The organism is Candidatus Dojkabacteria bacterium, from assembly GCA_030583845.1.
Lineage (GTDB): Bacteria > Patescibacteriota > Dojkabacteria > SC72 > JAHDCA01.
This window is the reverse complement of the sequence record CP129478.1, coordinates 230,482-244,064: the sequence shown is the minus strand read 5'-3', so window position 1 is coordinate 244,064 and position 13,583 is coordinate 230,482. Positions and strand designations below refer to the sequence as shown.

10 protein-coding genes are annotated in these 13,583 nt (G+C 45.5%); 8 read left to right on the top strand and 2 right to left on the bottom strand.

Going from position 1 to position 13,583, the window contains the following annotated elements; all coding sequences use genetic code 11:
- The first annotated feature begins 7 nt into the window (after positions 1–7).
- The 8 genes from rpsR to QY318_01090 all read left to right on the top strand — a co-directional run bounded on the left by rpsR (position 8) and on the right by QY318_01090 (position 11,376).
- Complete coding sequence (gene rpsR / locus QY318_01125) at positions 8–331, top strand: 30S ribosomal protein S18 (GenBank protein WKZ31359.1); 324 nt, start codon at positions 8–10, stop codon at positions 329–331.
- 118 nt (positions 332–449) lie between these two features.
- Positions 450–1,853 (top strand): hypothetical protein, encoded by a 1,404-nt coding sequence (locus QY318_01120; GenBank protein WKZ31358.1) that lies wholly within the window; start codon positions 450–452, stop codon positions 1,851–1,853.
- Entirely contained in the window at positions 1,846–2,886 is a 1,041-nt protein-coding gene (locus QY318_01115; GenBank protein ID WKZ31357.1) for a hypothetical protein, read from the top strand. Before QY318_01120 ends, QY318_01115 begins: the two co-directional genes overlap by 8 nt.
- 106 nt (positions 2,887–2,992) lie before the next feature.
- Positions 2,993–4,342 (top strand): S41 family peptidase, encoded by a 1,350-nt coding sequence (locus QY318_01110; GenBank protein WKZ31356.1) that lies wholly within the window; start codon positions 2,993–2,995, stop codon positions 4,340–4,342.
- A 29-nt stretch (positions 4,343–4,371) separates the two neighbouring features.
- Positions 4,372–5,637 carry a trypsin-like peptidase domain-containing protein gene (locus QY318_01105; GenBank protein ID WKZ31355.1) on the top strand — a complete coding sequence of 422 codons (1,266 nt, stop codon included), beginning with the start codon at positions 4,372–4,374 and terminating at the stop codon, positions 5,635–5,637.
- 224 nt (positions 5,638–5,861) lie between these two features.
- A complete protein-coding gene (locus QY318_01100; GenBank protein ID WKZ31354.1) occupies positions 5,862–6,953 on the top strand; it encodes a hypothetical protein in 1,092 nt (363 codons plus the stop codon).
- 451 nt (positions 6,954–7,404) lie between these two features.
- Positions 7,405–10,287 carry a ribonucleoside-diphosphate reductase subunit alpha gene (locus tag QY318_01095; GenBank protein ID WKZ31353.1) on the top strand — a complete coding sequence of 961 codons (2,883 nt, stop codon included), beginning with the start codon at positions 7,405–7,407 and terminating at the stop codon, positions 10,285–10,287.
- A gap of 96 nt (positions 10,288–10,383) precedes the next feature.
- Positions 10,384–11,376, top strand: coding sequence for a ribonucleotide-diphosphate reductase subunit beta (locus QY318_01090; GenBank protein ID WKZ31352.1), 993 nt, complete (start codon positions 10,384–10,386; stop codon positions 11,374–11,376).
- A gap of 105 nt (positions 11,377–11,481) precedes the next feature.
- Here the strand turns inward: QY318_01090 and QY318_01085 are convergent, their stop codons facing one another.
- Both QY318_01085 and QY318_01080 read right to left on the bottom strand, forming a co-directional pair.
- Positions 11,482–12,498 carry a peptidoglycan bridge formation glycyltransferase FemA/FemB family protein gene (locus QY318_01085; GenBank protein ID WKZ31351.1) on the bottom strand — a complete coding sequence of 339 codons (1,017 nt, stop codon included), beginning with the start codon at positions 12,496–12,498 and terminating at the stop codon, positions 11,482–11,484.
- A 24-nt stretch (positions 12,499–12,522) separates the two neighbouring features.
- Positions 12,523–13,581, bottom strand: a complete 1,059-nt coding sequence (locus QY318_01080; protein WKZ31350.1) for a peptidoglycan bridge formation glycyltransferase FemA/FemB family protein — start codon at positions 13,579–13,581, stop codon at positions 12,523–12,525.
- Positions 13,582–13,583: the final 2 nt, after the last annotated feature.

The following is a 13,583-nucleotide window of genomic DNA, read 5'->3' as shown; positions in this document are numbered from 1 at the left end:
ATTTGATATGGCTGTTGAAGAAATTAAAACAAGCACAGAAGGTGGCAACTTTGAAGATAAGAGCTCGGACGAGCGAGCTGGTGATGACCGTGGGTCTCACAGAAGGCGCAAGAGGGTAAACCTCAATTTGAAGTGCCCACTCTGTGAAGGTGGTGTAGGACATGTGTCTTACAAGGATGTTTACCAGTTGAAGAAATTCACCTCGGTTCGTGGCAAGATCATCTCCACTGAGAAGTCAGGTGTATGTCACAAGCATCAGAAAGAGTTAGCACAGGCTATTAAGAGAGCTCGATACATGGCACTTTTGCCATATGTCGCAGTAGAGGCCTAACCGTTTTCGTTTACTCAGAACCATGCCGCTAACTTATAGTGCGGGACGCACTATAAGTTAGCGGCATGGTCTATTAATGTGATATCCTTAGTACGTATTAACATCATGAGCGACTGCCGTGGGAAGACTCTCCCTGCTCGAAAAAAACGCGTTTCTCTCGATCTACGCCAACCGATATGGGTTGCACGCCACTTTTGCCTATTCGCACTACGAAATAGATAGGTCATATACATTTAATGATTTCACGGTGATTGATTGGGAGAACGATCCAGTTGGTGAGTACGACTTCTGGCTCGAGTATCTGCAGAAATTGGGTGACAAATTTGAATGGGAGTTTCTTGAGAATAGCTTCTCGAAATTCTCGATGGGGAAGGTGAGAGAGTTTGAAGATGAGGGAGAGGGCGTCTCCGCAATTAGATTTGTATTCGATGGCAACCTGGAGGAGAGAAGTAAGAGCATTAATGCTATTCACGGCTATTTCCCGGAAGTTATCGTCGAAGTATTGGATAACAAGAAGGGGCGAGATTTGCTCTCAAAGCTGGCGATAAGGTTGGGGTATCGTGATGCACTGCTAATCGACCTAAACCTGCATAAGTTTGAGATTTTCCGAAGCAAGGTAAACGAGAAGACGCGATCCGCAAATCTGGCTGATATTCACGATAAACCATGGGATTCTGCGCATTCAAAGATTAGCTGGGATTCAAATCGGGCGTTGATCGAGAAGCTGAAGGATGCTCGCCTGAAGGCCTTTGCGACTGTAGATCCGGAGGGAAGTGTAGTCTACAACCAGTGGGCAAACCTAGTGTGTGATCGATATGCATCTACTTCTAACAGGAATCTGCTCGATATTCTCCGTTCATATGCTACCGTGCAGCTACTATCGATGTTTAACAGCGCCAAGCTGTTTGATGGGATGGGACAAGGTCAGAAGCCTACGCTGCTCATTATTACTGGTGGAATTCCTTCGATGCTGAAATCAGATCAGACATACCTTGCAATTCTTGATGGTCTTCAGCTTCGCGGCAGCTTTGATGTAATGTTTAGTAGTAATTATGAGGTTTTTACCCTTGCGGATGAGTTTATTGAGGGCGTGAATGCTAAATATTACATTGTCACGCTTGGCCAGATTACAGAGAGGATGGAGCGATTGTTCGCGCCGGATATACCAGGCAGGCCGGAAGAGAAGAAAACTGTATTTATGGCAAATATTACTACTAAGGGGACTGGAGAAAAGACTGTATATGCTCTGGCTTCTTCAATTGCGAATATAGACCTGCCCAAGGAAGAGTATGTGATAGACGGAGACTTCGTAAAGGGAGCTTACATCGAGGGTGGCAGCCTCCTAGGCATGAGTGGAGGTGAGAAGAAAAGTAGTAGGAAAGGTGAGGGATTTATGTGGCATTCGGCGAAAGAGAAGTTGCAGATTGATAGAATAGTTGTAGACGCGAGATATAAGCCTGTGGTTTACGGACCTGATTACCGTGTGAACAAGAATAAGATTAGCAGCTGGATCGGTGAATAGAGCAATCAGCAAATTCAAAATCGTAGAGCAGGCCACTCTCTTTATCGAAGTAGAGGGGAGTGCCGAGCTGTATGTCAAAAGCGGCGACAAATTAAAGAAAGGTGACAAGCTTTATTCAGTGGAGCGAAAGAAGATAGTCGAGTCGCATTATATACCGAAGGCGTTGGGCGTGCAGGTGCAGAAGTCGGCAGAGTATGTAGGCAGGGTAGGGGGCGAGTATGTAATGGAGGGTGAGCTGCTGGCTGAGAAGCTCACATCTGGTGGGTTGGTGACCAAGAGACTGATCGCAGGATCGGATGGGATTGTAAGTCTCCGAAGGCTGGATATGGGATATATCGATATTCTCTCTGAGGCAAATCGGATCCTGTTCGATAGCCCTGTCAACGGTGAGGTTGAAGAGGTGGTGCTAAATTCCGGAATCTATATCAAGAGCGAGGCAGTGAAGGTGCCTATCTTTGATATTGAAGGATTCCACGATATTGAGAACTTTTCACAGGTCACAGGTGTGCTTCACTCGATTGTTACCGACCATGAGGTGCCATCGCCGGCCAATCTGGAAGAGGATTATGAGGGAAAGATTGTGTTTGTGGGTCAGCACTATCATAGGAAGCTTATAACCGAGCTGTACAAGAAGGGTTGCGAGGCGATAATCGCTTACTCTGCCGATATTGAGGCAATAATCGAGCTGGGAATTCCAGTGGTTGTGCTAAGAGGGTACGGGCATATTAAGTCCGACGAAGAGTATTTTGAAATGATTGAGAAGAATGTAGGGGAATGGGTGCGGGTGGATCTGAAGGGTCGCGCACTCTATATTTTTGACTCTGCCGTCAGGCCGAAGGATGTTAAGGCTAATTTCTACCCGCGGCTGATTGAAGGAGCACGCGTCTCATCACACGATATCGACAGCTATGCGCTGGCAGGTAAGGTGCTGGATTATGAGGGTGATGATGAGAAATATGTCGCACTTATGCCGGATGGGAGCAGTGGCACTTCTGTCTTGGTAAATAAGGATCGGCTAGTCAGCACCAGGTAGTTTTAATGGATGTTAAATTTCTGTTAATATAGCAACTGATAATCTTGACGTTAACTGTGTAATTTCCCAAACAGGAAGCGTGGAATAATTTTTATATGTATATGTAATGAGCTCCGAGAAGCAATCACATCATCCAACTAAATCAGAACAATCACCAAAAAAGATTAAAGTCTCTTCTGCAAGCAGCGACGGATTAGATAAAGTGAGGCTCGGGGTTGGTATCGCAATCCTTGTTGTCTCGGTTTTTGCTGTCGGCTTGATGACGGGGCGTGTCTGGAGCTCTGAGTCCATCAAGAGCTCAACCAGCGGCAGCAAGCTTTTTGATTTCACTGGCGATACCAACGATGATGGGGGCAATCTGACAACCTCAGGCAAAAACGCCCTGGATTTCGACATGTACTGGAAAATCTGGAACACTATGAAGTATGACTATGTCGATGAGATGTCTGTAGACGAGAAAGAGATGTTCTACGGCTCTATCAAAGGAATGGTGAACTCATATGGGGATCCTGCGACGATTTTCCTAGACCCAGAAGAGACAGAGGCATTCACCAAAGGCTCAGCGGGTAACTATTTCTCGGGCATAGGTGCAGAATTAGGATATAGAGATAATAGAATTGTTGTAATCTCGCCTCTGGATGGCTCGCCAGCAGAGGCTGCCGGATTGAAGGCAGGAGATATACTTCTCGCTGTCGATGATACAGAGATCAAGAGCAATGACACTATATATGATGTTGTATTGAAGATCCGAGGTGAAGCAGGAACAGATGTGAAGATTGAGATCTATCGAGCGAGCGAAGGGAAGAATCGCGAGATGACTATTACCCGTGGCGATATCACTGTGCCAAGCATGAGCTACGAAGAATCAGAGGAATCTGGAATCTATGTCATAGACCTATCGAGGTTTACAGAGGCATCGTTGGCAGATTGGGTGAAAATATGGGATCAGACGATAAGCGAGATTGAAGAGAAGAATCCTAAAGGCATTATCTTGGACCTGCGCGGCAATCCAGGTGGCTTCTTCGATGCTGCTGTTTACGCCGCCGAAGAGTTTGTAGGGAAGGGGAAGGTGATCGCAATGCAGGAAGATAGAGCTGGCCAACGAGATGAGTATGTCGCCGACCGTGAGGGTAGATTTACCGATATCCCTATGGTTGTGCTTGTAAATGAGGGTAGCGCATCAGCATCTGAGATATTGTCGGGTGCATTGCAGCAGTCGGGACGAGCCACAGTCATCGGTGTAAATACATATGGAAAAGGGACAGCCCAGTCGATTATTGATTATCCAGACGGATCAAGCCTGCATATTACTGTGCTTAAGTGGTTGCTTCCTGACGGCACTTGGCTCAATACCGACAATCCAATTGAGCCAGATATTGTTGTAGAGATCTCCGATGAGCAATTTAAAGCAGGTGAGGATCCACAGCTAGAGAAAGCTCTTGAGGAGCTTAGGTAAGAATAAATTAATTGTTAGAGTGTCCAAAAATGGAAGAGAAGAAGAGCAATGAAGTGCCAAAGATTGAGAAGATGTCAGAGAAAGAGATTGAAAAGGGGGTCGAGGCATTGATGACAGAGGAGGTTCCGGCAACTGTTGCTGCGAAGAGCAAGCCGAGGCGAGGAAATCGTCTGGCACGAATGTTTATGGGCTGTATATTCGTGATCTTCTTCTTGCTCTGTATATTCGCCGTGGGCTCCGCACTTGGCTTTTACTACTATCCACGACTATACCCTCGATTTGGTGATAACTTGGAGCGGCTCGGCATTGAATTAACAAGTAGAGATGCACCAGTTGAAATCGAAGAAGAGGTGAGCGAATTTATTCCAGGGACAAGCGAAGAGGAGCTGGTGGTAAATGTAGTTGAAGAAAGCATGCCATCAGTGGTGACAATCGCTGTCTCAAGAGTGAGCTTTGATGCAGAAGAGGGTGTAGTTGATGACAGCAGCAATATCGGGTCAGGCTTTATAGTTGATCCAAGTGGCTTGATTATCACAAACCAGCATGTGGTTGCAGACAGTACAGTCGAATATAAGGTAATCACCAGCGATGGACAGGAGTACGATGTCGAGAATATTGCTACCGACGATGCAAACGACATAGCTCTGCTAGAAGTTAATGCAACGGACTTAAATGCTATGGATCTGGGTAATTCGGATAGCTTGGTCGTTGGACAGACGGTAGTTGCGATTGGTACGCCGCTTGGTGAATATGCAGGCAGTGTGACAAAAGGTGTTGTAAGCGGACTAAACAGATCAGTTGAGACCGGTAGTCAAAGCTTCTTTGGCACAGTGAAGACTTATGAGGATGTAATCCAAACTGATGCATCGGTGAATCCTGGTAATTCGGGAGGTCCACTGCTCAATACACAGGGTGAGGTGGTAGGTGTTAACTTCGCAACTACTTCCGGTGCTGACAATATCTCTTTTGCTCTGCCGATAAATAGGGTGAAGCAGAGAATCGACGAGTATAGGAAGTATGGGAAATTTGTAAAAGGGTACCTTGGAATCCAGTATGAGGTTGTATATGACCGTAACTATAATCCTCTGGTGCTAGTTGTTGATGTCGCCGAGGGTAGTCCAGCAGCCGATGCAGGGGTGTTGAGGCGAGATCTAATTACGAAGATTGACGGTGTTGAGATTGACGGTTCATTTGTATCGATTCTTCAGAGTTATAAGCCTGGTGATAAGATCGTTTTGACGATCGTACGGGACAGGGAAGAGGTCGAGGTAGAGGTGACTTTGGGCGAGGCTTAGAGGAGATCCAAGCCCAAGTCGCACTTGCAAAGTGCGACTTGGGGAAGGCGGAGTTGGTTTCACGCACCGATTGATATTTGCGAAAATCCTTCTGTTTAGGGATTGAATCTATTTGTCACAAGAACCAGTCAATTGCTATTTAGTTAAGCAGGCCTATGACACATCACTATACTATAGGGTGGTACAGTGATATAATCTCCCTATATAGCTATTTTGCTAATCCTATGGTCAAGACATGTGAGGTACCCAGCAATGAACAAACTCGTTTTTTTAGAGATGCTTTGTTGCAGTTCCCTCAGCTAGAGCAGTTTGAGGGTGATCTATCGATGAAGTACATATATTCTCAAGGGTTCAATGAGACTTATAATGCAGTTTTGGCTTTATATGCTGCAGAGTCAACAGCAAGTGGTGGTGTGTTGATCGTGCCAGAGTTAGATTCTCATGAGTATGACACTTATCCGCGTAATGAAAACAATCTTGGGGTGATTTGGCAAAGGATTCCCAAACATCCATCGCTTTATCACACGGGGTTTTATGGTATTAGAATTGATCCGACCGATGGTCAATCCAGAATTGTTATGCGCGAAGCAGGAGGAATGAGCAAATTACAGGGTTATTCCTCTGAAGGGGATAATGGAGGGGAACATGTTTTTGAAGTTAACCTTGTAGATGGAGAGGTATTTTCTGCTGCCAGTATGCATTGTCTGATCAGACCGGACTCCGATATGAAAGTAGGTGTTATGTCCGTATGGAGCAGTTCAACTGGTGGTGGGCTGAAATTTAAAGGTATTCGGGTTTTGACTTCACTTATGAGATTTCCATTTGCAGCACCTTTTGGTGATAATGTCGTTCCAGATAGGCATGACTATTTCAGAAACAATTACAATATGCTCCATAAGGGTCCTCAGTTAGGTTACCATGGCTCATATGATCTTATAGTACCAGCTGTGGACATTCCTCAGTACAGGGAGTATGGCAGACCAGGAAGGTTTACTGCTTGCAAGACTTCGGAAGGTAGATACTTTTTTGGAGGCACCTACTCGGATGATTTTGTGATGGATATAGATCCTGTTCGGGGAACGTTTAGGATTGCTGGGCGTCAATTCCCTTGGACCGCATACAAGGATATAGTTGAAGCTACGCCCCCAATAATAGAATCTGCTACGCTGTTGATTCCTGAGCTTATGTTATCTAGCCGAGCACACCTCGATCCAGATATCCTACAATCGGAGATGCAACACACCCTTGTAGACGGCTTTGATATGTTTACAGAACAATTACGAGCCCTCGCACCGAAGATAGAGCTTAAACAGTAATTATCTCGCACTAGGGAAGAGTAATACCTCATCATGAACACATATATTTGTGGCATGTTTTTTAATTTCAAGAATCATTCAAGAAAATACAAGTGGTTGTGGTATGTCATTTGTCTGATAACAATATCTGCTATCAATGCCGCTTAAAACAGTCGTCTAGTATGGATGGTGTATCTCTATTTAAAAATTTCTTGAAGGTAATCTAGAAAGCAACCTATGTCTATTTTAAATTGCCTGTGAGATCAGCAAGATCGACGAAATGAGGGGGTTGATTGTTCGTCTTTAACGCCTTCCTTACCGCAGAGGTCTTTCTTAGCACTTTTATGAAATTTTATAAAACAGGGTTACGCCTCAGGCCTGATTTCGATATATTGAACCCCAGGGATCAGTATGAATGTGAAAATTTCATGAATTCTGCCCGCATATATTTAATCTATTTCATTAAAAATTAATGAAAAATCCTGTAGATCTGTACAACAATCTGCTTCCAATCAATGATCAGAAGCTGCAGCAGTTTATCGAGTATCACTGTATGGATCTCGAAAAGAAAGATGAGTTCATTCAAACCATCTTTGATGAGGTAAAACTCACAGTATTTGAAGGCATGGACGAGGCGGCATTGATCGACTCGCTTATCCTCGTTGCTATTCAGAATATCCAAAACGACCCGGATTACGACAAGGTTGGCACAAGACTCCTTTTAACAAAAATCTATCTCACTACGGTCACAGAATACCAGGGTGAAGATTTCGACAAGGCGTATCGAGAGAGTTTCGTTAAATATATAGAGTGGGGAGTAGAAGAGGGATTGCTCGACAAGAAGATGGTGTCAAGCTTCAACCTGTACGAGCTTGCACTTGAGCTATACCCAAGCCGTGACGAGGATTTCACATATCTAGGACTCTCAACAGCTATGAATCGCTACATGGTGAAGCACCGTAGCTCGACAGTTGTGCGAGAGACACCACAATTTATGTGGATGCGGGTAGCGATGGGGATGTCGCTGTCAGAGGAAGAGCCTACCAAGTATGCAAAGCAGTTCTACAATAGGCTTTCTCGCAAGGAGTATACCGCAGGTGGCTCGACAATGATCGGCGCGGGCACTGTATGGCCAACTTTAGCAAACTGCTTCTTGCTCAATACGGATGACACTATTGAGCATATTTTCGAAAATATAACCAATATCGGCCTGATCTCAAAGGGTACTGGCGGTATCGGTATCGGCATCACCAAGCTGCGAGCCGAGGGATCACCAATTAAGACTAACAACACCTTCTCATCTGGCCCAATCCCATTTGCCAACATTATGGACGCTACAGTGGCTGCTATCGCCCGTGCAGGCAAGAAGAAGGGCGCAGTCGCTATCTACATGGAGAACTGGCATATCGACTTCTATGATTTCCTCGACCTGCGACAAAATGCAGGTGACGAGTACCGAAGAACCCGAATCGCCGACACCGCCGTGTATATTTCTGATGAATTCATGAAGCGAGTCATTAATAATGAGGATTGGTATATGTTTGATCCTGCAGAGACGATGGAATTAACAGAATTGTATGGCTCTGACTTCTCTAAGAAGTATCTAGAGTATGTAGAGAAGGCTGAAGCAGGTGAGCTGCGGGTATTTAAGAAGGTGCCAGCCAAAGAGCAGATGCAGGCAATTGTCACCATGCTCATGTCTACTTCGCACCCTTGGATTACATTCAAAGATACAATCAACGTCCGCGCTTTGAACAATAACACAGGCACAATCCACAACTCCAACCTGTGCACCGAGGTATGCTTGCCACAAGATAAGGATAATATCGCTGTATGTAACTTGGCATATATCAACCTACCACGGCATATTGACTTCTCGAAGACGAAATTCGGTGGCAGTGTAGAGGAAAATATGGAATCAGTAGATTGGGATAAGCTCAAAGAGACTGTAAAGATCGGTATGCGCCACCTCGACAACCTGATCGATGTCGGCATGCACCCTGTCAAAGAGGCGGAGCACTCTGACCTGAATAACCGCGCGGTTGGCTTGGGAATTATGGGACTAGCCGAGCTTTATGAAATCTTCGGCTATGCATACGATAGCGAGGAGGCGTATGAAGTTGTTGATATTTTGACCGAGTTTGTGAGCTACGAAAGTATCGCTTATAGCTGCGATCTGGCCGACGAGCGTGGCAAATATCCTAACTTCAACGGCTCGATGTGGTCACGTGGCTATGTGCCTTTTGACACCATTGAGATCTTGGAGAACGACCGAGGTGTGACAGTACGACAGAATCGCACGACTAGACTTGATTGGGATAAGCTGAGGGAGAGAGTGAAGAATGGTGTGCGAAACGCTACAACCATGATGATCGCACCAAACGGCAACTCATCTTTGACAGCTGGTACTTCACCAGGCATCGACCCAAGATTTGCCTTGATCTTCAGCCGTACCACCATGAATGGTAAGTTTTTGGATATCAACCTCAACCTTGTAAATGCTCTGAAAGAGCTCGGAATCTGGGATGATGTGAAGGAAGAGCTTCTTGAAAATCAGGGTGAGATTTCAGAAATTGATGCGATCCCAGACAGCTTGAAAGAAGTGTACAAAACATGTTTCCAGATCTCTCCGCTCGCATTCCTCGAGGTAGCCTCTCGATCGCAGAAATGGATCGACCAGGCAATGAGCCGAAACATGTATCTTGAGAGTCGCGACCCAGAAGAGAATGTCGAAGTGTATATCGAGGCATGGAGGCGTGGATTGAAGACTACCTACTATCTGCACATGAAGCCTCGTCACACCGCAGAACAGAGCTCGGTAAAGGTAAACAAAGCTAAATCTTTGGTTGGAAAGAAGGGCTTCGGCATGTCTAGCTCATCTGATGATGGTGAAACTGGCACTGGTACGAGCTCGGGTAGGGCAGAGGAAAAGGGTAGCGAGGTAGCAGCAAAGGACAGTGCTGAGGGCTCAGATGGTAGTGCTAATTCGGATAAGAAAGGCTTTGGATCTAAGAGATCTGAGAAGTCCGAGCCTGCAGGCACATCGACAGAGAAGAAGCCAGGGTTTGGTCGGGTGAAGGTCGAGAAGGCCGACGATAGTGAGGTTGAAGAGCAAGATTCGACAGCATCGCGTGGAACTGGCTCTCAAAATCGGTTTCACGAAGAGGATGCGGTGATTGAAGCAGAAGCTGAGGTACAGCTCCACCTGTCTGAGGGTGAAGTTGCCGAAGAGAAGATGGAAAAGGAGATTGCCACGAAGAGTAGTGTGGCTGAGAAGAAGCAGAATTTCCAGCAGCTGTTCAAAGCATGCCCGATCGACCCGATCGAGAGGGCAGCGTGTGACTCTTGTGCTTAAGGTAAGGAGTTTTAAGGTATAATTGCCTAGCCGCTAACTTATAGTGAGACACTCGCTATAAGTTAGCGGCTAGGGGTAAATTTAGTAAAAATAAAAATGATATTAAAAAAGTTAAAGTTAACAGATGATCCGCAGCTGGATAAGATTAAATACCAGTGGGCATACGACCTTGTGCAGCAAGGTATTGCAAACACTTGGTTCCCACACGAGGTCCCACTCATGGAAGACCTCGCCGACTGGAAGAAGATGACAGACGAAGAAAAAGAGGCTTTTGAGCTATTTCTAGGCTTTTTTAACCCAGGAGAGTTCCGAGTAAATCAGTCAATCACACGAGGAATGATGCCATTTCTATCAGCTCCTGAGGTGATCATGTATCTGACTCGTCAGATGTGGGAAGAAGTTAATCACTCGCTCTGCTTTGAGTATATTATGCAGACATTCCCAATCGATCGTAAGCGCGCATTCGGCTCGCACGCAAATGTACCAACATTAAAAGCGAAAGAAGAGTATCTGCTGAAGCATGTCGACGCCTTGAGAAATGGTGATATAGATATTGAATCGGTAGCGGGAATTCAAGAGTTTGTTAAGAATATCATCGCTACAAACATTATTACCGAGGGGATCTGGTTCTATGGAGGCTTCCTGTTCGCGTTGAGCTTCCGCCAGCGAAATCTGTTAAGGAATTTTGGATCACTGATTGCGTGGACATTGCGTGACGAGAGCTTGCACCTGAAGTTCGGCATCTATCTGATACTAGAAATATTAGATGAGCATCCAGAAATTATTACCGATCAGTTCATCAAGGATGTCCGCGGGATGATCACACATGCTGTGGAGCTGGAAGAGCAGTACAACAAAGAGCTTATCCCTAATGGCATAATTGGCTTAAACGCCGAATATATCTCGCGCTACATTAAGTATGTAGCTGACCGCAGGCTTGAAGAGCTCGGTCTGGAACCAGAATATGGGGTAACAAATCCTGCAAAATGGATGGCTACAGCCTCAGATACTTTGGAGCTGGTGAACTTCTTTGAGACTATCAACACCAACTATGAGGTGAATGCTAAGGGCGGGAAAACTTCTGAGTAAAGATTCGAGTTCTGGGAGAACGCACTCTCATCTCTATCAGAAGTTTTCATCAGGGTATAATTCTCGGCGGTTAGGAAATGCTTCGTGTGGTGAATAGAATAGAGGCTAATGACCGCGCCTCTTCTTTTCATACATCTCGTAATACCTCGTCAGGTGGGCAAGTGGGCTTACAATCAGGTCGTGTGCGTGCACCATATCCACTTGGAAGCCACCAAATCCGCGCTTGAACAGTGATAGGCCGTACCATGGATGGTTGGGCTGATCGGCAGGAGAGACTCCCCACAGGTCACACAGCTTGAAATCGCGGGATTTTGCATATCTGATCACCTCCCAAATGAGTAGGTAGGTTGAAGGGACATTGCGATACTCTGAAAGTGAGCCGCTATGGTGGTAGGCGACTTTGCCGTTAAAGAAAATGAAGATAGCAGCTGAGATAGCCTTGCCGTCCAAGTATGAGATAAATAGCCTTGCCTGGTCTTGCTTCAGAAACACCTCTAGCTCAGTTTTCACATACTCTTTGGAGAAAGCAACCCAATGATTCCTTTTGACTCCATCGATGAAGATCTCCCAAAAGAGATCGAAATGCTGAAGATCGTCGTAGATCTCAACTATGACGCCCTGCTTCTGAGCTTGTCTGATAGAGTAACGAGTATTTTTTCTCATCTCCATCAGGAGCTCCTCTTCTGATTTCGTGATATCGATTTTCAATGTGTTTTCGGCATCGAAGTTGTGGGTGAGAGATGGCACTAATCCGTGCTTTTTGAGGAGCTGGTTATTTGCTTCGGATAGTGAGAGTAGGGGACTCATTCTTACAAAAAGTGCCTTATGCTCTTTTGCTAGCCCTCGAAGAAACTCCATAGTCTCTTTCACGACCACCTCATTGCTCCAATCAAGAATTGGTGAGTGTCTTAGGTGCAAGTAGGCACCTCGTTTTGCTTTTAGAACTGAGATTGGTAGCACACCTACCAACTGATCATTATCGTAAACACCGTAATTCAGGAATTGATGCCCGAGAGTCTTCTCAAACTGGCTCCATGTCCATGAGTTAAGGAAAGTCGCTTCTTTGTGGCGTAACACAAATTCATCCCAAAGCGCGCCGTTTTCAACTATTTCAAATCTCATGTCGAGTAGTGTGTGAAATTTTACTTATCGCAATCGTTTGCTTATTTGCAATGCAGCGACCCTTCCTTTATCCAATAACTTGTACGATTGGTATCTTAAATTGTCAAAGACATAAAGCTGCTGTTTTAAGTACTCCATATACTCACCGCCGAAGCTGAATTTGAATTCTGAGAGATATGCCAGCTTATCTTTCGGGTCAAACATCTCACGTGTAGGGTGGCCTTCATACTCGGTTTTGAGTAGCTTCGCGACACCCCAATGGTCATACACTTTGTATCCACTCCGTTTTGCATCTAAGATGCTTTCCCACTTCATCAAATGTCCGGCGTTTACCGCTTTGCCGGCGTCGGTGACGCCTACATAAAGGTCGGAAAGCCTGACTCTGTTATGTCCAACTAGGCATGTAGCTACATCATTTCCCTGGTGTGTGACGATAAATAATTTAAATAGCTTACCGTCTGAGATCTCCCACAATTTTCTGAAATATGGATCTTGCTGCTTAACAAATGCGTTGCGGACATTGATAGAGTGCATCACCTTCAAGAATCGTTCAATTGCATCGCCCGTGGTGTGTGTCTCTACGGTGCAACCTGATTTAACGGCTTTTTTAATGTTGCGCCTGCTCGATTCTCTGACACCGAGTAGGAGCTCTTCCTCGCTCGGCTCAAGGCTGAGAAGGTTGGTGCACCGTGCCTGGACTGGCTCGCTTAGCTTGAAGCCAAGCTCGTTGAAAATTCTCTGTGACTCTTCTGAATACAGCTCCGGGTCGATCATTAGGTGGACCAGCTTATGCTTACTTGAGTTCTCACTGCCTAGAAATGCGATAAGCTGTGTCAAGATTGAATTTAGTTTCTCAGTGGAGCTATCTAGGTCTGTAAAAGGTCTTGGAATATAGGCGATATTCCCGCTCAATACTGGGACTTTCCTCAGCAGCACAGTGATCGGATAATCGTCTACAACTAGACGAAGCGGCTGCCAGAGTGGTTGCTTTAGATCTCCCCATTCCCATGATTGGAGGATGCTGAGCTGGAGCTCATCCCAAAGCTGTCTATATTTAGCTTCATCATTTATCTCTTGCACCATGA